Raw genomic sequence first — 21,340 nt, forward strand, 5'->3', positions numbered from 1 at the left:
GTAGACGTGCCTTTCGCCCAAGGGCCAGTGGCCAAAGGCTTAAAAGTGCAGGCGCAGAAAAGAAAAACCCCGGCGCTGGCCGGGGTTCGTCATTACTCGTCGAGGAAGGAGCGCAAATGCTCGCTTCGCGTCGGGTGGCGCAGCTTGCGCAGCGCCTTGGCCTCGATCTGACGGATCCGCTCGCGGGTCACGTCAAACTGCTTGCCTACCTCTTCGAGCGTGTGGTCGGTGTTCATGTCGATACCGAACCGCATGCGCAGCACCTTGGCTTCGCGGGCAGTCAGACCGGAGAGCACGTCACGGGTCGCTTCCTTCAGGCTTTCGACCGTGGCGACATCGATTGGCGACTGCATGGTCGAGTCTTCGATGAAGTCACCCAGGTGCGAATCTTCGTCGTCACCGATCGGGGTTTCCATGGAGATCGGCTCTTTGGCGATCTTCAATACCTTGCGGATCTTGTCCTCAGGCATCTCCATGCGTTCACCCAGCTCTTCCGGGGTCGGTTCACGACCCATTTCCTGCAACATCTGCCGGGAAATGCGGTTGAGCTTGTTGATCGTCTCGATCATGTGCACCGGAATACGGATGGTGCGGGCCTGGTCGGCGATCGAGCGAGTGATCGCCTGACGGATCCACCAGGTGGCATAGGTCGAGAACTTGTAGCCACGACGGTATTCGAACTTGTCCACCGCTTTCATCAAGCCGATGTTGCCTTCCTGGATCAGATCGAGGAATTGCAGGCCACGGTTGGTGTACTTCTTGGCGATGGAGATCACCAGACGCAAGTTCGCTTCAACCATCTCTTTCTTCGCACGGCGGGCCTTGGCCTCACCGATGGACATGCGACGGTTGATGTCCTTGATCTCGGCAATCGTCAGACCGGTTTCGGTCTGCAGGTCGATCAGTTTCTGCTGGCAACGCACGATATCGGCGTCCAGGCGGCCCAGCGCTTCGGCCCACTTGGTGCTGCGCTTGGAAAGATCGCCGCTCCAGGTGGTGTCCACTTCGTTGCTCGGGAACAGACGCAGGAAGTCGGCACGTGGCATGCGGGCATCACGCACGCACAGCTGCATGATGGCGCGTTCCTGGGCACGCAGGCGCTCCAGGGCGCTACGGACGCGCTCCACCAGTACTTCGAACTGCTTGGGTACCAGCTTGATCGGCATGAACAGCTCAGCCAGCATCAGCAGTTCGGCAATGCCTTGCTTGCTGTTGCGACCGTGCTTCTTCAGCACCTTGGCCGTGGCTTCCAGCTGATCGGCGACAGCACCGAAACGCTGCTGGGCGATGACCGGATCGGGGCCGCTTTCGACCTCTTCCTCTTCATCGCTGGCGTCTGCCTTTTCCTCTTCGTCGTCATCTTCGGCATCGGCCTTGGCCGGGGCTTTGGGGTCGACAGGCGGCGGCACTTCGGCTGGCGGCGCAATGCCGTCATCCGGGTCGATGTAACCGCTGAGTACGTCGGACAGGCGGCCACCTTCGGTGGTCACACGGTCGTATTCGCCGAGAATGTAGTCGACGGTGCCCGGGAAGTGGGCAATAGCGCCCATGACTTCACGGATACCTTCTTCGATACGCTTGGCGATTTCGATTTCGCCTTCACGGGTCAGAAGCTCGACGGTACCCATTTCACGCATGTACATGCGCACCGGGTCTGTCGTGCGACCGATATCGGTCTCCACAGCCGCCAACGCTGCGGCGGCTTCTTCAGCGGCGGCTTCGTCGGTATCGGCTTCGGCCAACAAAAGGGCATCCGCATCCGGAGCACTCTCGAATACGTTGATCCCCATGTCGTTGATCATGCGGATGATGTCTTCCACCTGCTCCGGATCTGAAATATCCTCAGGCAGGTGGTCGTTGACCTCCGCGTAAGTCAGGTAGCCCTGCTCACGACCGCGGGTGATCAACTCTTTGATGCGAGACTGCTGTTGCGCTTTTCCGGACATAACACCCTATCCACTGAAGGTCTTGGCGGGCAAAAAACAAGCCGAGGATTATACCCGAGCTAGGACCTCACGCGCCAGTTGAGGTCGGGGTTTGTGCGGGAACATTCCGCTGTAGCAGCTCTACGAGCTGTTTTTGCTCGTCGGCGTCCAATCCGCTTGCTCTCGCTTTTTTGAGCAATTTATCCAGCTTTTGTTCACGCTGGCGCGTCGACAGCCTAGTTATGGTGTCGAAAAACTGTTGTTCAAGGTTGTCGGCATCGATCAGCCATTCCTTTTCTGCCAATGCGCGCAACAATCGACCCTGTTCGGTGCCGTGCCAACGTGCGATCAGCTGTAATGAGCGTAGCTCAGGATTCTTTTGCAAGGCTTCGAGCAGCGCCACCAGCAGCTGGGCGTACACATGCTCTTCGGCCGCGAAGTGGCTGGCGTCCTCGACTTTCTTGGCCAGTTGCGGGTGGTGCATCAGGGTACGCAGGGCGCTCAGCGTCGGCGGCTCGACCGAGGTCGGCACCCGCGGCGGCGGCTGGAAGTCGCGCTTGCCGTTCTTGTCCCATGGCTTGCCCTTCTTGTCCCAGGGTTTGCCTTCCCACTTTTTCTTCTGCCCGCCCGCGTTGGGCGTCCATTGTTGCTGCTGGGGCTGGAAATGCTCCGCCGGGTGGAAGTCGCCATAATCAGGGCTGTAGTCGGGAAGCGCATCGTAGTCGATGCCCGGATCGTACGCCGGCGGCGCTTCGCCGGGGGCATGCTGCGCCACCTGCTCGGCCTGCTGCAGGTCCAGGCCGGTGATTTCCTTGAGGCGATTGCGCATCAGCGCCTTGAGGTTGGCGCCGGGTACCTTGTCGATCAGCGGCGCTGCCAGGGTGACCATGTGCGCCTTGCCCTCGAGCGAGCGCGGGTCGGCTTCTTCGGTCAGTTGCTGGAAGAAGTAGTCGGCCAGCGGCTGGGCATGCTGGTTGATGCGGGCGCGGAAGGCGTCGGTGCCTTCGGCACGCACCAGGGTGTCGGGGTCTTCGCCTTCGGGCAGGAACAGAAAGCGCGCCTTGCGCCCGTCCTGCAGGCTCGACAGCGTGGCTTCAAGGGCGCGCCAGGCGGCGTTGCGGCCAGCCTGGTCGCCATCGAAACAGAACAGCACGCTGGGCACGACCCTGAACAGGCGCTTGAGGTGCTCCTCGCTGGTGGCGGTGCCCAGCGTGGCGACGGCATTGCGCAAGCCTTGCTGGGCCAGGGCAATGACGTCCATGTAGCCTTCGACCACGATGATTTCATCGAGGTTGCGGTTGAACTTGCGCGCCTCGTACAGCCCGTAGAGTTCCTGCCCTTTGTGGAACACCGGGGTTTCCGGTGAGTTCAGGTACTTGGGCTTGTCGTCGCCCAGTACCCGGCCGCCAAAGGCGATCACCCGGCCGCGGCTGTCGCGGATGGGGAACATCACGCGGTCGCGGAAGCGGTCGTAGCGCTTGCCGCTTTCGGCGTTCTCGATCAGCAGCCCGGCGTCGATCATTGCCTTTTGCTGCAAGGTGTCACTGCTCAGGTGCTTGAACAGGTTGTCCCAGCCCGGTGGGGCAAAGCCCAGGCCGAAGTCGCGGGCGATCTCGCCGGACAGGCCGCGGCCCTTGAGGTATTCCACCGCCGAGCGCGCGTGGGGTGGCTCTTGAGGGCCTGGCGGTAGAATTCGGCGGCGGCTTCGAGCAGCGGGTACAGCGGTGAGTCGGTGGGCTGCCGGGGTTTGTGCCCACGGCTGCTTTCTTCGCGCGGGACTTCCATGCCGGCAGCCTTGGCCAGCTCTTCGACCGCCTGGGGAAAGTCCAGGTTGTCGTGGTCCATGATGAAGCCGAGGGCATTGCCGCCGGCGCCGCAACCGAAGCAGTAGTAGAACTGCTTGTCGGGGCTGACGCTGAAAGAGGGGGTTTTCTCTTTGTGGAACGGGCAGCATGCCGTGTGGTTCTTGCCGGCCTTTTTCAGGTTTACGCGCGAACTCACCACGTCGATGATGTCGGTGCGGTTGAGAAGGTCGTCAATAAAACTCTGGGGAATCAGCCCGGCCATGGCACTCTCGTCATCAGGCGACAATCAAGTGTAATCGCTAATGCTGCGGGAACAGCGGCGCATTCGACGCAAGCTCGAATGGCGTAACGCAAATCAGGGAAGGGGTGTGCTCGTCTGCAGCCGGTAAAGGCTCGTCAGGGGTGACGTGCACTGCTGGCGGTTAGGCCAGGTCTGACGTGTGAGGCAGGCTTGCCCTTGCTGCAGAGCAGTTTGGGCATCTCGGGCATCTTGACCCTAAGGTCCAGGCCAGAGGAAACAGCATCAACTGCCGACAGCCCGGCTTGCACCGGGCATGGCAGAAGCTGGCGACGAACGTCTGTATTAGTACAGGCGAACGGCGCGGCGCTGTTCGCGCTGAACTTTCTTGGCGTGGCGTTTAACAGCGGCTGCTGCTTTGCGCTTACGCTCAGAAGTTGGCTTCTCGTAAAATTCGCGGCTACGAACTTCAGCCAGTACACCGGCTTTTTCGCAGGAGCGCTTGAAACGACGCAGAGCTACGTCGAAGGGTTCGTTCTCTTTAACTTTGACGGCTGGCATCCAGAGCTACCTTCATTCATTACCGGGGGTCAACGAACTCGTGGCAAATATGTGCACTGGAGAACGTCGGTTTTTAAGGGTTGCGGATGTTAACCCTTAGCTGGCCCGAATGCAAAGCCTCTGATCGAAAACCGCTGGTCGGCACCGGGAGCGAGGACTATCATGCGCGCCTTCGAATTCAGCCCCAACAAGGCGCAAACCCATGCTAGTACTGGGATTGGAAACATCCTGCGACGAGACCGGCGTCGCATTATACGACAGTGAACGCGGCCTGCTGGCCGATGCATTGTTCAGCCAGATCGACCTGCACCGAGCCTATGGCGGCGTGGTGCCGGAACTGGCCTCACGTGATCACGTCAAGCGCATGCTGCCGCTGATCCGCCAGGTGCTGGCCGAAGCCGACTGCGTGGCCACCGAGATCGACGCCATCGCCTACACCGCGGGCCCCGGCCTTGTCGGTGCGCTGCTGGTGGGCGCTTCCTGTGCCCAGGCGCTGGCGTTTGCCTGGGGCATTCCGGCGCTGGGCGTGCACCACATGGAAGGCCACCTGCTGGCGCCGATGCTGGAGGCGCAGCCACCGCAATTCCCGTTCGTCGCTTTGTTGGTGTCGGGTGGGCATACCCAGTTGGTGCGCGTGGATGGCATCGGCCGCTACGAGCTGCTGGGCGAGACCCTGGACGATGCCGCCGGCGAGGCGTTCGACAAGACCGCCAAGATGATGGGGCTCAACTACCCCGGTGGCCCTGAAATCGCACGGCTGGCGCAGCAGGGGGTGGCTGGACGCTTCGTGTTCCCGCGGCCGATGACTGATCGCCCGGGCCTCGAATTCAGCTTCAGTGGGCTCAAGACCTCCGCTCTCAACACCTGGCAGCAGTGCCGGCGTGCCGGGGACGACAGCGAGCAAACCCGTTGCGACATCGCGCTGGCCTTCCAGCAGGCGGTGGTGGAAACTTTGACCATCAAGTGCAAGCGTGCGCTCAAGCAGACCGGGCTCAAGCGCCTGGTGATCGCGGGCGGCGTGAGTGCCAACAAGGCGTTGCGCACGTCCCTCGAAGGCATGCTCGCCGGCCTCAAGGGCAATGTGTATTACGCGCGCCCCGAATTCTGCACCGACAATGGCGCGATGATCGCCTATGCCGGTTGCCAGCGCCTGGCGGCAGGGCAGCAGGAAACCCTGGCGATCAGTGTGCAGGCACGCTGGCCGATGGAGCAGTTGCAGGCGTTGTAAACATGCGCAGGGTGCGTGCGCGGTGTTCAGAAATGCCGTTCGCGCCCGGCCAGCAGGTCGCGTAGATTGCCGCGGTGGCGCCACACGATGAGGGCGGTGAGTACGCTGATGGGCAACAGTGCTTCAGGCTCGCGCCAGGCCAGCAGTGGCAAGGTCAGGGGCGTTGCGATCAACGCTGCCAGCGAGCTGGTGCGGGTGAGGTAGAAGGTCAGCAGCCAGGCGCTGATGGCCAGCAGCGCGGCCGGGGGATACAGGCCCAGCAGCATGCCGGCGGCAGTGGCCACGCCCTTGCCGCCGCGAAAGCGAAAGTACAGCGGGAACAGGTGGCCGATCACCGCGCACAGGCCGATCCAGGCTTGCTGTTGCAGGCTCAGGTCGATCAGGCTGGCGATCAGTACGGGCAACAAGCCCTTGCACAGGTCGCCCAGCAGGGTCAGGATCGCCAGTTTGCGCCCGGCCAGGCGCAGCATGTTGGTGGCGCCGGCGTTGCCGGAGCCGCATGCACGCGGGTCGGGGCTGCCGCTCAGGCGGCTGAGAACAATGGCGAAGGACAGCGAGCCAAGCAGGTAGGCGAGCAGCGCCAGTAACCAAAACATGCTAACTATTCCGGGCGAGGACGCCCTGATTCTAGCGGCGCAAGGCGCCCTTGTCGTGCTGTGGAGAGAAGTGCTTGGACAGAGTGTTCATCGAAGGGCTGGAAGTCGACACCGTGATCGGCGCCTATGACTGGGAGCGCGGCATTCGTCAGTGTCTGCGTCTGGACCTGCGATTCGCCTGGGACAACCGCCCGGCAGCGGCGGGTGACGACCTGAGCCTGGCACTGGATTACGCCAGCGTGTCCGCGCGTATCCTGGCGTTTGCCGAGCAGGCCCAGTACGAGCTGGTCGAAACCTTCGCCGAGCGCCTGGCCAAGGTGCTGATGGACGAATTCCAGATTCCCTGGCTGCAGTTGAAGCTGACCAAGCCTGGCGCCGTCGCGGCGGCCAGCGGGGTTGGCGTGGAGATCGAGCGCGGATGTCTCTGACCCCGGTTTACCTAGGCCTTGGCAGCAACAGCGAGCGCGAGCTGCACCTGTGTGCGGGGCTGGACGCGCTGGCCGGGTTACTGCGGGACATGCGCTGTTCGACGGTGTTCGAAAGCCAGGCGGTCGGCATCAAGAGCGGGCCGTTCTTCAATCTGGTGGTGACGGGCCTTAGCGAACTGCCGTTGCTGGAGCTGGACCGTCGGTTGAAGTTCATCGAGGCCGACAACGGCCGCTATGCGCCTGATCGCAAGGGCCTGCCGCTGGATATCGACGTGCTGATGTATGGCGACCTGCACGGCAGTTTCGACGGGCTGGTGTTGCCACGGGCCGAAATTCTCAAAAACGCCTTCGTGCTCTGGCCGCTGTCGCTGATTGCGCCAGACCTGGTGCACCCGGGTGTCGGCAAACCCATGGCGCAGCTGTGGAACGAGGCGCAGATCGAGCAGGTGCTGGCACCTGTCGCGTTCGCCTGGCACGGGCGGCAGTTGCCGTTGGGGTGACGGCCCCCTTCGCTGGCTGGCCAGCGAAGGGGCGAGCAGGGCTCAGGCCTTGGTGCGGTCCTTGTAGGCCTTGAGCGCCCTCAGCCGCTCACGCTTGATCGCCTCGCCCAGGCCCTGGCCGCTAAAGCCCTTTTCCACCAGCGGCTGCGCCGCCACCGCGCAGGCCGCAGCGGCTGCACCGCGCAGGTAAGCTGCCTGCGGATAGTCGCGGTTCTCCAGCCCCAGACGCCCGCGCGCATCCATCTCGCACGCGGCAATGAACTCCTCGAAGCGCTGTGGCCGGCGGTACACGTCAAAACGCTGCAGCAGCTCCAGCAGGGTCGAGGCCTTCAGCTCCAGCGCCCGGTGGGCATGGGTATGGTACTCGCCCACCAGCAGGGCCAGTTCCTGGCAATCACGCGGTGCCTTGAAGCGCTGGTTGACCGCCTTGATCAACTTCACGCCACGCTGTTCATGGGCAATATGCCGCGGCCACTCGTCCTCGGGGGTCAGGCCCTTGCCCAGGTCATGCAGCAGGCAGGCCCAGCGCACGCTCAGTGGCTGCTGATGAATCGCGGCCTGCTCCAGTACCGACAGCGTATGCACGCCGCTATCGATTTCAGGGTGGTGCGCTGGCGGTTGCGGTACGCCGAACAGGGCATCGAGCTCAGGCATCAACTGCTTGAGCGCGTCGCAATCACGCAGTACCTGGATGAACACCTGGGGGCGTGACTCCATCAGTGCGCGGGCGATTTCCTTCCAGCTGCGTTCAGCGGTCAGTGCCTGCAGCTCGCCGGATTGGCTCAGTTCGCGCATCAGTTCAAGGGTCTCGGGCGCTACCCGAAACCCCAGCTCGGCGTAGCGTGCGGCAAACCGTGCGACGCGGAGTACGCGCAGGGGATCTTCGGCAAACGCCGGGGAAACGTGGCGTAAAATTCGATTTTCAAGATCTTTTTTGCCGCCGTACGGGTCGCTGATCCGCTGGTTTTTGTCCTCGGCCATGGCATTGATCGTGAGGTCGCGGCGCACCAGGTCTTCTTCCAGGGTGACCTCGGGGCTGGCATGGAAGGTGAACCCGCCGTAGCCCCGCCCGCTCTTACGCTCAGTGCGCGCCAAGGCGTACTCTTCACCGCTCACGGGGTGCAGGAAGACGGGGAAGTCAGCCCCTACCGGACGAAAGCCCTGGGCCTGCATCTGCTCGACGCTCGCCCCCACCACCACCCAGTCGATATCGGTGACCGGCCTGCCGAGCAGGCGGTCACGCACGGCGCCGCCGACTTTATAGATCTGCATGAAAAAACCTCCGTTGAGGCCACAGGATAACCTGTCTGGCCCCAACGCAGGCCTGCGGGGTCAAAGGTGAACGACGGCCAGGTCCAGGCGCCCGTAGTCACCTTCGCCGTGTTCGCCCTTTGGGGGGACGTGGTGGGTTTTCATGAGCTGGTCGCCCTGCAGGGTCTCCAGGTGGATGTCGAAGCCCCACAGGCGGTGCAGGTGCTTGAGCACCTCGTCGGTGGACTCGCCCAGCGGCTTGCGGTCATGTTGCTGGTGCCGCAGCGTCAGCGAACGGTCACCGCGCCTATCGATGCTCCAGATCTGCACGTTGGGTTCGCGATTGCCCAGGTTGTACTGGGCCGCGAGGATTTCACGGATGGTGCGATAGCCGGCCTCGTCGTGGATGGCCGGCACCAGCAGGTCGTCCTTCTGGTCGTCGTCCAGGATGCTGAACAGCTTGAGGTCGCGGATGACGGTGGGCGACAGGTACTGCAGGATGAAGCTCTCGTCCTTGAAGCTGCTCATGGCGAACTTGATGGTCGACAGCCAGTCACTGCCGGCAATGTCGGGGAACCAGTGGCGATCCTCGTCGGTGGGGTGCTCGCACATGCGTCGGATGTCGCGGTACATGGCGAAGCCCAGCGCATAGGGGTTGATGCCACTGTAGTACGGGCTGTCGAAGCCGGGCTGGAACACCACGCTGGTGTGCGACTGCAGGAACTCCATCATGAAGCCTTCAGTCACCAGGCCTTCGTCGTACAGGTCGTTCATCAGGGTGTAGTGCCAGAAGGTCGCCCAGCCTTCGTTCATCACCTGGGTCTGGCGCTGTGGGTAGAAGTACTGCGCGATCTTGCGCACGATGCGCACGATTTCGCGCTGCCAGGGTTCGAGCAGGGGCGCGTGCTTCTCGATGAAGTACAGGATGTTTTCCTGCGGCTCGGCGGGGAAGCGCGCGTTGTCCTTGTCGCTGTACTTGTCGGCACCTTTGGGGATGGTACGCCACAGGTCGTTGATCTGTTTCTGCAGGTGCTCTTCACGGTCCTTCTGGCGCCGCCGCTCTTCTTCGGCGGAAATCGGGTAAGGCCGTTTGTAGCGGTCGACACCGTAGTTCATCAGCGCATGGCAGGAGTCCAGCAGGTCTTCCACCGCATCGATGCCGTGGCGCTCCTCGCACTGGGTGATGTACTGCTTGGCGAATACCAGGTAATCGATGATCGAGCTGGCGTCGGTCCAGGTGCGGAACAGGTAGTTGCCCTTGAAGAAGCTGTTGTGCCCATAGCAGGCGTGTGCGACCACCAGCGCCTGCATGCAGATGGTGTTCTCTTCCATCAGGTAGGCAATGCAGGGGTCCGAGTTGATCACGATTTCATAGGCCAGGCCCATCTGGCCACGGCTGTAGGACTTTTCGGTGCTCAGGAAGTGTTTGCCATAGGACCAATGGTGGTAACCCAGCGGCATGCCGACCGACGCGTAGGCGTCCATCATCTGCTCGGCGGTGATCACCTCGATCTGGTTGGGGTAGGTGTCCAGGGCGTAGCGCTCGGCCAGGCGGCTGATTTCACGGTCATACGCCTGGATCAGCTCGAACGTCCATTCGGACCCGGTGGAAATGGGTTGGCGCTTCTCTCTGGCGGTCATGTGGCTAACCTGCGCTGGAAGAGTTCACGGAAGACCGGATAGATATCGCCGGCCGACACCAGCTGCTGCTGGGCGAACGTATCGGCAAAGGCTTCGCCGATGCGTTCGTATTCGAACCACAAGGCCTGGTGCTCGCGGGGGGTGATCTCCACGTAAGTGTAGTACTGCACGAACGGCATGATCTGCTTGGTGAGGATTTCGCGGCAGATCGGCGAGTCGTCGTTCCAGTTGTCACCGTCCGAGGCCTGGGCGGCATAGATGTTCCATTCGCTGGCCTGGTAGCGCTCGGCCATGATTTCCTGCATCAGTTTCAGCGCGCTGGAGACGATGGTGCCGCCGGTTTCGCGGGAGTAGAAGAACTCTTCCTCATCCACTTCGCGAGCGCTGGTGTGGTGGCGAATGAACACCACCTCGATCTTGTCGTAGTTGCGCTTGAGGAACAGGTACAACAGGATGAAAAAGCGCTTGGCGATATCCTTGGTGGCCTGGGTCATGGAGCCGGACACGTCCATCAGGCAGAACATCACTGCCTTGGAGCTGGGGTTGGGCTGCTTGACCAGCAGGTTGTACTTGAGGTCGAAGGTATCGAGGAAGGGCACACGGTGGATGCGCGCACTCAAACGCTCGATTTCGATCTCTATTTCCTGGATATCGCCGAAGTTGTCTGGTTCTTCGCGCTTTAGTCGCGCCAGTTCTTCCTGCGCCTGACGCAGTTTGGCGCGGCTGCTGCCCGACAGTGCGATGCGCCGGGCATGGGCCGAGCGCAGGGTACGGATGATGTTGATGCGCGACGGGTTGCCTTCGTTGCTGATGCCCGCACGCACGGTCTTGAAGGTGTCGGTACCGGTCAGGTGGCGCTTGACCAGGTTGGGCAGTTCGAGGTCTTCGAACATGAATTCGAGAAACTCTTCCTGGGTGATCTGGAAGACGAATTCGTCCATGCCTTCGCCGGAGTTGCCGGCCTTGCCCTTGCCGCCGCCGCCACCCCCCCCCCTGGGGGCGGGCGATGTGCTCGCCAGCGGTGAATTCCTTGTTGCCCGGGTGCACGACGGTCTGCTTGCCGCCACGCCCGTGGTGCAATACCGGCTCGTCGATATCGCGGCCGGGGATGCTGATCTGCTCGCCATGCTCCATGTCGGTGATGGAGCGACGGCTCACGGCCTCTTCAACGGCCTTCTTGATGTGGTCACGGTAACGCCGCAAAAAGCGCTGGCGGTTGACCGTGCTCTTGTTCTTGCCGTTCAGGCGTCGGTCGATCACATAGCTCATAGGCCCCTCCGGGGAGCTGAATACTCAAGCTTCAAGCCGCAGCCCTGGGCAGGGCTGCGGCTTGCCACTTACAGCTCGATCACTGCGATTTTCTGACCCGCAGGTACCATTCAGAGAGCAGCCGAACCTGTTTGTCCGTGTAGCCGCGTTCGACCATCCGTGTGACGAAGTCGTTGTGTTTTTGCTGGTCCTCCTTGCTTGCCTTGGCGTTGAAGCTGATGACCGGCAGCAGGTCCTCGGTGTTGGAGAACATTTTCTTCTCGATCACCACCCGCAGTTTTTCGTAGCTCAGCCAGGTCGGGTTCTTGCCATTGTTGTTGGCCCGGGCGCGCAGCACGAAGTTGACGATCTCGTTGCGAAAATCCTTCGGATTGCTGATGCCGGCCGGTTTTTCGATTTTCTCCAGTTCCTCGTTGAGGGCAATGCGGTTGAGGATCTCGCCGGTTTCGGGGTCGCGGTACTCCTGGTCCTGAATCCAGAAGTCGGCGTACAGCACATAGCGGTCGAAGATGTTCTGCCCGTATTCGCTGTAGGACTCCAGGTAAGCGGTCTGGATTTCCTTGCCGATGAACTCGATGTAGCGCGGCGCCAGGTATTCCTTGAGGTAGCGCAGGTAGCGTTCGCGTACCTCGGCCGGGAACTGTTCCTGCTCGATCTGCTGTTCCAGCACATACAACAGGTGCACCGGGTTGGCGGCGATCTCGTGCGGGTCGAAGTTGAACACCTTGGACAGGATCTTGAAGGCGAAGCGGGTCGACAGGCCGTTCATGCCCTCGTCGACGCCTGCCGAGTCACGGTACTCCTGGATCGACTTGGCCTTCGGATCGGTGTCCTTGAGGTTCTCGCCGTCGTACACGCGCATCTTCGAGTAGATATTCGAGTTCTCCGGCTCCTTGAGCCGCGACAGCACGGTGAACTGTGCCAGCATCTTCAGGGTGTCGGGCGCGCAGTGGGCCTTGGCCAGCGAGCTGTTGAACAGCAGTTTGTCGTAGATCTTGATCTCGTCGCTGACGCGCAGGCAGTACGGCACCTTGACGATGTAGATCCGGTCGATGAACGCCTCGTTGTTCTTGTTGTTGCGGAAGCTGTGCCATTCCGATTCGTTGGAGTGGGCCAGCAGGATCCCGGAGTAGGGGATCGCACCGAGGCCTTCGGTACTGTTGTAGTTGCCTTCCTGTGTGGCCGTGAGCAGCGGGTGCAGGACCTTGATCGGCGCCTTGAACATCTCGACGAATTCCATCAGGCCCTGGTTGGCCCGGCACAGTGCGCCCGAGTAGCTGTAGGCATCGGCGTCGTTCTGCGGGTATTCCTCGAGCTTGCGGATGTCGACCTTGCCCACCAGCGCGGAGATGTCCTGGTTGTTCTCGTCACCCGGCTCGGTCTTGGCCACGGCGATCTGGTTGAGGATCGAAGGGTAGAGCTTGACCACCTTGAACTGGCTGATGTCGCCGCCGAACTCGGCCAGGCGCTTGGTGGCCCATGGCGACATGATGGTGCTCAGGTAGCGCCGCGGGATGCCGAAGTCTTCCTCGAGGATCGCGCCGTCTTCGGTGGCATTGAACAGCCCCAGCGGGGACTCGAACACCGGCGAGCCCTTGATGGCGTAGAAGGGCACCTTCTCCATCAGTTGTTTGAGTTTTTCGGCCAGGGACGACTTGCCGCCGCCCACCGGGCCGAGCAGGTAGAGGATCTGTTTCTTCTCTTCCAGGCCCTGAGCGGCATGCCGGAAGTAGGAGACGATCTGGTCGATGCATTCTTCCATGCCATGGAAGTCTTCGAACGCCGGGTAACGCCGGATCACCTTGTTGGAGAAGATCCGCGACAGCCGCGAATTGTTCGACGTGTCGACCAGCTCTGGTTCGCCGATAGCCATCAACAGGCGTTCGGCCGCCGAAGCGTAGGCACTACGGTCCTGCTTGCAGAGCTCAAGATACTCCTGCAGCGAGAGCTCTTCCTGGCGGGTGGACTCGAAACGTTGTTGGAAGTGGCTAAAAATACTCATGACGTCACCTCGCTCGATACGTGGAGCCGACGTCGGATCAATCAGTTGATGCTGGCATGCAAGCGGCAACTGCCGACTGCTGTATACCCCCCAGAACACCCTTGAAACGCTACCGATGACCCGCACGCCGGTGTACCGGCTCTCCCCTTTTTGGATGGCCTGGGCTTAAGGATAGTTGGTAATCGGCGAGGTCAAGGGCGGTTGGGCGATTAGTTCGCCACGACCGTTCGTCTGGTCAGGCGCGAGCCCGCGCAGGACGCGGGCTACAGGCGCTGAAAAAAATTATTCGGGAGTACCTTGGGCGATTTCTGCGGGGAAGGTGGCGCGCCACAGCTCGAAGCCGCCGTCGAGGCTGTAGACATCCGAAAAGCCCTGGCTGACCAGGTACGCCGCCGCACTCTGGCTGGAATTGCGTGATAGCAGACCACCACGGTGGGGGCATCAAGGTCGGCAGCGCGGATGAAATCGGCTGCCGACTGGTTGTCCAGGTGCGTGGCGCCGCTGATGTGGCCAGCGGCAAACGTGGGCTGGTCGCGAATATCGACCACGACCGCACCTTGCTCGCGCAAGGCCTGGGCCTGTTCGGGAGGGATACGTTTGAATTCGCTCATGGGGGCGCTTCCTTCAGGATTGATCGGCCATTCTAGCCGGTTGTACGAGGGCAGGTAGCGGGCGAGGAGTGCCCTGTTCGGTGCAGTCGCAGCGATGGTACTGGCCACTGTCGACGTTGAGCAGGGTCATCGCACCACCCCACACGCAGCCGGTGTCCAGGGCGTACACGCCAGGCTCCTTGCATTCGCCTTGCAGCGCGGCCCAGTGCCCGAAGATGATCTTCACATGGCGCGAACGACGGTCCTTGTGCGCAAACCAGGGCTTGTAGCCAGGCAGCGCGGTGTCGGCGCCTTCCTTGCCCTTGAGGTCGAGCTTGCCCTCGGCGGTGCAGAAGCGCATGCGGGTGAAGTAATTGGTGATGACCCGCAGGCGCTCGACCCCCGTCAGGTTCTTGTTCCACTTGTTCGGCTCGTTGCCGTACATGCCATCCAGGTAGGGCTTGAGGCGGTTGTCGTCGCGCAGCACCTGCTCCACTTCGCCAGCCAGCTCCAGCGCCTTGCCCAGGGTCCACTGCGGCGGGATGCCGGCGTGGACCAGGGCGACACTGCGCTGCTCGTCGTAGTGCAGCAACTTTTGCCGGCGTAGCCAGTCGAGCAGCACGTCGGCGTCGGGGGCGTCGAGAATCTCGCGCAGGGTGTCGCTTTTCTTCAGGCGCTCGATGTTATGCCAGGCGGCCAGCAGGTGCAGGTCATGGTTGCCGAGCACACACACCAGCGAGTCGCGCATGGCATACAGAAAACGCAGGGTCTCCAGCGACTCGGGGCCACGGTTGACCAGGTCGCCGACCAGCCACAGGCGGTCGACCGATGGATTGAACCGGACCCGTTCGAGCAGGCACTTGAGCGGCTGCAGGCAACCCTGCAGGTCGCCGACGGCATACACCGCCATCAGTGCAGCGACCCGGGCACGGCGAGGCGAAATGGTTTGATCGGGGCGTCAAAGCGAATGCCGTCCTCGGCAAACATCTGGTAGCTGCCCTGCATGGTCCCGACCTTGGTGCTCAGTACCGCGCCACTGCTGTAGGTGTGGCTGTCGCCGGGTTCGATCAGTGGCTGCTGGCCGATGACGCCAGGGCCGCGGACTTCCTCGACCTGGCCATTGCCATTGGTGATCAGCCAATGCCGTGACATCAGCTTGGCCGGCACCGATCCTGTGTTTTTCACAGTGACGGTGTAGGCGAAAGCGAAGCGGTCATTGTCAGGATCGGATTGTTCGTTGAGAAAGCGGGTCACGACGCTGACGTCGATCTGGTAGCGGGGATCAGACATGCAAGGGGCCTTGGCAACAGACGCGGAATACGGCGATTGCATCAGTCTAGGCCATCGGCGGGGTGCAGGGCCAGTCATGCAGGCATGACTGGCGATAGCAGGGCTTATGCGGCAGGCGCTTGCTCGGCGAGCTTGTCGGCCAGGCGCACGAAGGCGGCCAGGTCCAGTTGCTCGGGGCGCAGGCTGCCGTCGACGCCGGCAGCGGCGATCTCGTCGCTGCTGAGCAGGGCCTTCAGGGTGTTGCGCAGGGTCTTGCGACGCTGGTTGAAGGCTTCGCGCACGATGCGCTCGAGCAGGCGGTGGTCCTTGGCCGGGTGCGGCAAGGTGGCATGCGGGACCAGCCGCACGATCGCCGAGTCGACCTTGGGTGGCGGGTTGAACGCACCCGGGCCGACATTGAACAGGTGCTCCACCCGGCAGTGGTACTGCACCATGATCGACAGGCGGCCCCAGTCACCGCCCCCAGGGCCGGCGGCCAGGCGTTCGACCACTTCCTTCTGCAGCATGAAGTGCATGTCGCGGATCAGCCCGGCATTGGCCAGCAGATGGAAGATCAGCGGGGTGGAGATGTTGTACGGCAGGTTGCCGACCACACGCAGGCTGTTCGGCGCGGCATCCAGGCTGGTGAAGTCGAATTTCAGCGCATCGCCCTGGTGCAGGCGGAAGTTGTCACGGCCGGCGAACTGCTGGTTGAGGATCGGCACCAGGTCCTTGTCCAGCTCTACCACGTCGAGTTGGCCGCCGCTGTTGAGCAGGCCTTTGGTCAGGGCGCCCTGGCCCGGGCCGATTTCCAGCAGGCGGTCGCCCGGCTTGGCACTGATCGAACGCAGGATACGGTCGATCACGCCGGCGTCATGCAGGAAATTCTGGCCAAAGCGCTTGCGCGCCTTGTGTTGGTATTGCTCGGTCATAAATGGGTCTCGGCCATCTGGTAGGCGGTTTCCAGCGCGACCTGCAGGCTGCCGGTATCGATCCTGCCGGTGCCGGCAAGGTCCAGTGCGGTGCCGTGATCGACCGACGTGCGGATGATCGGCAGGCCCAGGGTGACGTTCAAGGCGGCGCCGAAGCCCTTGTACTTGAGCACGGGCAGGCCCTGGTCGTGGTACATCGCCAGCACTGCATCGCAGTGCTCCAGATATTTGGGGGTAAACAGGGTGTCGGCGGGCAACGGGCCGCGCAGGTCCATGCCTTCGCTGCGCAGGCGCGCCAATGTGGGTTCGATGATGTCGAGTTCTTCGGTGCCCAGGTGGCCGCCTTCGCCGGCGTGGGGGTTCAGGCCACACACCAGGATGCGCGGGCTGGCGATGCCGAACTTGGTTTGCAGGTCGGCGTGCAGGATCCGCGTGACCCGCTCCAGGCGCTCTGCGGTAATCGCATCGGCCACCTCGCGCAAGGGCAGGTGAGTGGTCACCAGTGCCACGCGCAGGCCGCGGGTGGCGAGCATCATCACCACTTGCGCGGTGCCGGTCAGTTCGGCAAGAAACTCGGTGTGCCCGGAAAACGCGATACCGCTCTCGTTGATCACGCCCTTGTGCACCGGGGCGGTGATCATCCCGGCAAAATGGCCGTCAAGGCAACCTTGGCCAGCCCGGGTCAGGGTCTGCAGCACAAAGGCGGCGTTGGCCGTGTCCAGTTGCCCGGCCACTACCGGCCTGGCCACTGGCGTATCCCACACATACAGGCTGCCGGCAGGCGCCGGCACGTTCGGTAACGCGTCGTCACTGACCGGCAGCAGGGTGACGGCCACCCCCAGTTGCGCGGCCCGCTCAAGGAGCAGGTCACGGCTGGTGATGGCGATCAGGGGGTGGGGCTGGGCGTACGCGGCGAGCAGCAGGCACAGGTCGGGACCTATGCCGGCCGGTTCGCCGGGTGTCAGGGCGAAGCGCTGGTGGTTCACTGGGCTGCCTGGTCGGCGCCAGGAAGCTTGATTTCAACGTAGGCTTCGTCGCGGATCTGACGCAGCCAGGTTTGCAGCTCTTCGTCGTACTTGCGGTTGCGCAGCACGGTCATGGCTTGTTGTTCGCGGGCCTGTTCGGTGCTGTCGGTGGCGCGGCGACCGAGTACTTCCAGTACGTGCCAGCCGTATTGGGTCTGGAACGGCCTGGACAGCTGCCCTTGCGGGATGCTGGTCATGACTTCACGGAACTCCGGTACCAGTGCATTCGGGTCGACCCAGTTGAGGTCGCCGCCGTTGAGTGCCGAACCCGGGTCTTCGGAGAAGCTCTTCGCCAGCTCGGCGAAGTCTTCGCCTGCGCTGATGCGGTCGTAGAGTTTCTCGGCCAGTTGCTTGGTCGCCGCTTCGCTGCGAATCTCGCTTGGCTTGATCAGGATATGGCGAACGTGCACTTCGTCACGCACCATGGCCTGGCCGCCACGCTTCTCTTGCAGCTTGAGGATGATGAAGCCACCCGGCGTGCGGATAGGCTCGGTCACCTCGCCAACGGCCATGGAGCTGAGCAGGCGGTCGAACGGAGGCGGCAGTTGCGCGGCCTTGCGCCAGCCCATCTCGCCGCCTTCCAGCGCGGTTTCGCTGGCCGAGCGAGCGATAGCCAGCTGGGCGAAGTCGGCACCTTGCTTGAGTTGCTGGTAAATCGCACCCGCCTGCTGGGCCGCGGCCTGGATGGTGGCCGAGTTGGCGCTTTCCGGGGTCGGGATCAGGATGTTGGCCAGGCGAAACTCTTCGGACAGCTGCATCTTGCCCAGGTCCGAGGCGAGGAAGTTCTTCACTTCCTGCTCCGATACCTGGATGCGTTCGGCCACCCGGCGCTGGCGTACACGGCTGATGATCATCTCGCGACGTACCTGCTCGCGGGCATCATCGTAGGACAGGCCGTCGTGGGCCAGGGCCGCGCGGAACTGCTCGATGCTCATGCCGTTGCGCTGGGCAATGGTGCCGATGGCCTGGTTGAGCTCTTCGTCGGTAATGCGGATGCCGGAGCGATCGCCGATCTGCAGTTGCAGGTTCTCGACGATCAGACGCTCCAGTACCTGCTGGTCGAGCACGCCGGCCGGTGGCGTAGCGCCACCGCGCTTGGCGATAGTCTGCTGGACTTCGCGCACGCGCTGGTCCAACTGGCTTTTCATCACCACGTCGTTATCGACGATGGCCACGACGCTGTCCAGGGGTTGCACCGCGGCATGCACCGCGCTGCTCAGCAATACCGCGCCCAGCATCAGCGGGCGCAGACAATCAATAAGCTTGGTCTTCACGTGCACGGTAACCTTGAATGCCTTCGTCGAGGAAACTTTCAACCTTGTTGCCCACTACACCACCGAGGCCTTTCAGCACGATCTGCAGGAAGATCCCATGGTCGCCTTTTTCGTTGGATGGAGCGTTCTGGCTGAACTCGTCGTAATCCATCCAGTAACGGTTGATCAGACGCAGCTTCCAGCAGCAGTTGTCGTATTCGAAACCGCCCATGGCTTCCAGGGTGCGGTTGCGGTTGTAGTCATGCTGCCAGCGTGCGATCGCGGTCCACTGCGGGACGATCGGCCACATGACCGAGAAGTCATGTTGCTGGATCTTGTAGTAGTCCTTGACGTAGTTCGCGTTGCCCGGGGTGCCGTAGTCGCTCTGGCCCACTTGCCACAGACCGGTGCTCTGGTTGTAGCGCACCGCGTCGTTGCGGTAGCGGTAGCCCAGGTTGACGATCTTGTTGACGTTGTCTTCCGGCTGGTAGTTGAACATGGTGCTGCCGGAGCGGGTGCGGTGGGTGTCCGGGTCCCAGTTGAAGTCGGCGTTCAGGCGCCAGTCGCGGTTGAAGCGGAACTGGTATTCGAGCGCGTACGGCGACACGTCCGACTGCGAGTCGGTGCGCGTGCGGTAATTGATGCGCGGCAGCTGGACCTTGCGGTCCTTGAAGTAGTAGGCCTGACCGACGCTCAAGCGCTGACGCTCGAAACCGTTTTCTTCGATCCAGCGGTTGGTGATACCCAGCGACAGCTTGTTCTCGTCACCGATACGGTCCGAGCCGCTGAAGCGGTTTTCACGGAACAGCGAGGAGTAGCTGAACACCGATTCGCTGCTATCGAACACAGGGATGTCGGTCTGATCCTTGTAGGGAACGTTCAGGTAGAACAGGCGTGGCTCGAGGGTCTGGCGATAATTCTTGCCGAACCACTGGGTGTCACGGTCGAAATACAGGCCGCTGTCGACACTGAAGATCGGCACATTTCGGTCTTGAGTGCTGCTGAAGGACTGTCTCGTAGGAGAATTCAAGTTCGCGGGTGAGGCAAGGTAGTTCTTGCCCTGTTGGTCAAGATCCAGCTGATAGTTGGTGTAGACATACGTCAGCGAGGGTTTGACAAAACCATACGATGCTTCCAACGGAAGACTGATGGCCGGCGCGAGGTTGATACGGTCACCGTTGGCGCGAGCCAGGCCCCGCACGCGAGTGTCATAGCGGCGTTCCGACGTGCCGTCCTTGTCCACGAAGTTGCCTGTGCGCAGGTCACGATCGAAACGCACGAACTCAGTGCTGTAGGTGAAGTTCAGGCCGTAGGGTTCGTAAGGCAGCTTGCCCAGGAACGTCACCTGCGGCAGTCGATCATAGGGCGTGATCTTGCTGATGGTCGCCAGCTGATAAGCCTGCAGGTTCAACCGGGCAGTGTAGTCGTCAGCGCGATAGGTCAGCGCACCTTGCTGGTTAACATAGTCGCTGCTCTGGACACCGATCTGATCCGATTCCAGGTCCTGGAAGTAATACGGGTCGCTGATCCTGGTGTAGTCGACCTCGCTCATCAGGCGCTCGTCCAGCCCGCCCTTGTGCTGCCAGTTGACCATGTAGCGCTGGTCCCGGTAGTCGGACTGCAGCTTGCGCTCGTCTTCCTTGTCGTTCAGCCAGGCACCACCGAACTGCCCTTCGCTGGACTCGGTCAGGTAGCGGAACTCGCCTTCCATCAACAGGCCGCGCTTGGCCATGTAGCGTGGGTACAAGGTGGCGTCGTAGTTGGGCGCCAGGTTGAAGTAGTACGGCGTGACCAGCGTGAAGCCGGTGTCGCTGCTGGTGCTGAACGACGGTGGCAGGAAGCCGGACTGGCGACGATCGTCGATCGGGAAGTAGATATACGGTGTGTAGAACACCGGAATATCCTTGACCCGCAGGGTGACGTTGGTCGCGGTGCCGAAGCCGGTGGCCGGGTTCAGCGTGATGTTGTTGCCCTTGAGCTGCCAGGCATTGCTGTTCGGCTCACAGGTGGTGTAGGTACCGTCCTTGAGGCGAATGATCGCATTCTCGGCACGCTTGGCGTACAGCGCGTTACCGCGGATGCGCGACTTGTGCATCACGTATTCGGCGTTGTCGACCTTGGCCTCACCGGTGTCGAGCTGGATGTCGGCGTGATCGCCGACCACCAGCGAACCGTTGTCGCGGATCTTCACGTTGCCGCTCAGCTCGCCACGGTTCTCGGCCTGGTACAGGTTGGCCTCGTCGGCTTCCACCTGCATGCTGCCCTGGCGCATCACGACGTCACCGGCGAGGGTGGCAATCTGCTGCTCCTGCTGGTAGCGCGAGACCTTGGCGCCGATGAACGTCGGGGCTTCGTCCTTGGGCGTGGTGTCGTCCATGCCCGGACGGATCGGCTCGATGTAGGCGCGGCGCAGTACGGGCCGGTTTCGGCGAGCTGGGCTGGGGTCAGTTGCTCGCGCGGCACCCAGTCCAGGTGGCTGTAGTCGGCGCTGCGCGCCTTCAGCCCGCGGCCTTTGGCTTCGGTGACCAACGCCGAGCCCTGGCCAGGCGCTGCGGCACTGCCGTCGGCGCTCTGGGCTGGCGTTTCGGCGGACGAGCTGAGCGCTGCCCCGTCGTGCACTGGGCGCGGTGGCAGTTCAGCAGTACTGGTTTTGGGCTTGCAGTCCCAACCTCCGGCAGCGGAAACTTGGCAGTCGAACTGCTCGGCAGCCACCACGTACGACGTGGCCAGGGGTTGCATCGCCAGCAGACCGCCGGTGACGAGCAACGGGAATTTTTTACGAAACGCGGGGGATTTCAATGCCATCTTATTAGTCCGGGCTTCCTGC

The 21,340-nt window shown here is 62.2% G+C and carries 14 protein-coding genes and 4 pseudogenes; 3 read left to right on the plus strand and 15 right to left on the minus strand.

Going from position 1 to position 21,340, the window contains the following annotated elements:
* Positions 1-92 precede the first annotated feature (92 nt).
* From rpoD to rpsU, 3 genes and pseudogenes are all read right to left on the minus strand, one after another.
* Positions 93-1,946: an RNA polymerase sigma factor RpoD gene (gene rpoD, locus G3436_RS13510; protein WP_163945713.1), complete on the minus strand. Its 1,854-nt coding sequence runs from the start codon at positions 1,944-1,946 to the stop codon at positions 93-95.
* Positions 1,947-2,013: 67 nt separating this feature from the next.
* A pseudogene (gene dnaG, locus G3436_RS13515) lies at positions 2,014-3,992 on the minus strand (DNA primase).
* Between the two features lie 321 nt (positions 3,993-4,313).
* Positions 4,314-4,529 carry a 30S ribosomal protein S21 gene (gene rpsU, locus G3436_RS13520; RefSeq protein ID WP_002551877.1) on the minus strand — a complete coding sequence of 72 codons (216 nt, stop codon included), beginning with the start codon at positions 4,527-4,529 and terminating at the stop codon, positions 4,314-4,316.
* Positions 4,530-4,731: 202 nt separating this feature from the next.
* On the opposite strand from rpsU, the gene tsaD reads away from it, so the two are divergent.
* The gene (tsaD, locus tag G3436_RS13525; protein WP_163945716.1) at positions 4,732-5,757 is read left to right on the plus strand and encodes a tRNA (adenosine(37)-N6)-threonylcarbamoyltransferase complex transferase subunit TsaD; all 1,026 of its coding nucleotides are present in this window, start codon (positions 4,732-4,734) and stop codon (positions 5,755-5,757) included.
* A 26-nt stretch (positions 5,758-5,783) separates the two neighbouring features.
* Here tsaD and plsY read toward each other — a convergent pair whose 3' ends face one another.
* Entirely contained in the window at positions 5,784-6,353 is a 570-nt protein-coding gene (plsY, locus tag G3436_RS13530) for a glycerol-3-phosphate 1-O-acyltransferase PlsY (RefSeq protein ID WP_163945719.1), read from the minus strand.
* A 74-nt stretch (positions 6,354-6,427) separates the two neighbouring features.
* Between plsY and folB the strand changes: the two genes are divergently transcribed.
* Positions 6,428-6,781, plus strand: a complete 354-nt coding sequence (gene folB / locus G3436_RS13535) for a dihydroneopterin aldolase (protein WP_163945722.1) — start codon at positions 6,428-6,430, stop codon at positions 6,779-6,781.
* Positions 6,772-7,281, plus strand: a complete 510-nt coding sequence (folK, locus tag G3436_RS13540; protein ID WP_163945725.1) for a 2-amino-4-hydroxy-6-hydroxymethyldihydropteridine diphosphokinase — start codon at positions 6,772-6,774, stop codon at positions 7,279-7,281. The genes folB and folK overlap by 10 nt, the downstream gene beginning before the upstream one ends.
* Positions 7,282-7,323: 42 nt before the next feature.
* Here the strand turns inward: folK and G3436_RS13545 are convergent, their stop codons facing one another.
* The 11 genes and pseudogenes from G3436_RS13545 to G3436_RS13595 form a co-directional block, all read right to left on the minus strand.
* Positions 7,324-8,553, minus strand: a complete 1,230-nt coding sequence (locus G3436_RS13545) for a multifunctional CCA addition/repair protein (RefSeq protein WP_163945728.1) — start codon at positions 8,551-8,553, stop codon at positions 7,324-7,326.
* A gap of 60 nt (positions 8,554-8,613) precedes the next feature.
* Complete coding sequence (locus G3436_RS13550; protein WP_163945731.1) at positions 8,614-10,173, minus strand: SpoVR family protein; 1,560 nt, start codon at positions 10,171-10,173, stop codon at positions 8,614-8,616.
* A pseudogene (locus G3436_RS13555) lies at positions 10,170-11,442 on the minus strand (YeaH/YhbH family protein). Before G3436_RS13555 ends, G3436_RS13550 begins: the two are co-directional and overlap by 4 nt.
* Positions 11,443-11,521: 79 nt before the next feature.
* Complete coding sequence (locus G3436_RS13560) at positions 11,522-13,444, minus strand: PrkA family serine protein kinase (protein ID WP_163945734.1); 1,923 nt, start codon at positions 13,442-13,444, stop codon at positions 11,522-11,524.
* Between the two features lie 282 nt (positions 13,445-13,726).
* Positions 13,727-14,055, minus strand: a pseudogene (gene glpE, locus G3436_RS13565) (thiosulfate sulfurtransferase GlpE).
* Positions 14,056-14,068: 13 nt separating this feature from the next.
* Positions 14,069-14,944, minus strand: coding sequence for a symmetrical bis(5'-nucleosyl)-tetraphosphatase (locus G3436_RS13570; protein WP_163945737.1), 876 nt, complete (start codon positions 14,942-14,944; stop codon positions 14,069-14,071).
* Positions 14,944-15,324 carry a Co2+/Mg2+ efflux protein ApaG gene (gene apaG / locus G3436_RS13575; protein WP_163945740.1) on the minus strand — a complete coding sequence of 127 codons (381 nt, stop codon included), beginning with the start codon at positions 15,322-15,324 and terminating at the stop codon, positions 14,944-14,946. The genes G3436_RS13570 and apaG overlap by 1 nt, the downstream gene beginning before the upstream one ends.
* A gap of 104 nt (positions 15,325-15,428) precedes the next feature.
* Positions 15,429-16,235, minus strand: coding sequence for a 16S rRNA (adenine(1518)-N(6)/adenine(1519)-N(6))-dimethyltransferase RsmA (gene rsmA, locus G3436_RS13580; RefSeq protein ID WP_163945743.1), 807 nt, complete (start codon positions 16,233-16,235; stop codon positions 15,429-15,431).
* The gene (pdxA, locus tag G3436_RS13585) at positions 16,232-17,221 is read right to left on the minus strand and encodes a 4-hydroxythreonine-4-phosphate dehydrogenase PdxA (protein WP_163945746.1); all 990 of its coding nucleotides are present in this window, start codon (positions 17,219-17,221) and stop codon (positions 16,232-16,234) included. Before pdxA ends, rsmA begins: the two co-directional genes overlap by 4 nt.
* Positions 17,218-18,534 (minus strand): peptidylprolyl isomerase SurA, encoded by a 1,317-nt coding sequence (surA, locus tag G3436_RS13590; protein ID WP_163945749.1) that lies wholly within the window; start codon positions 18,532-18,534, stop codon positions 17,218-17,220. Before surA ends, pdxA begins: the two co-directional genes overlap by 4 nt.
* Positions 18,515-21,318: pseudogene (locus tag G3436_RS13595) on the minus strand (LPS-assembly protein LptD). The gene surA and the pseudogene G3436_RS13595 overlap by 20 nt, the downstream one beginning before the upstream one ends.
* Between the last annotated feature and the right edge of the window lie 22 nt (positions 21,319-21,340).

The sequence above is a fragment of the Pseudomonas brassicae genome, assembly GCF_010671725.1.
GTDB classification, from domain to species: domain Bacteria; phylum Pseudomonadota; class Gammaproteobacteria; order Pseudomonadales; family Pseudomonadaceae; genus Aquipseudomonas; species Aquipseudomonas brassicae.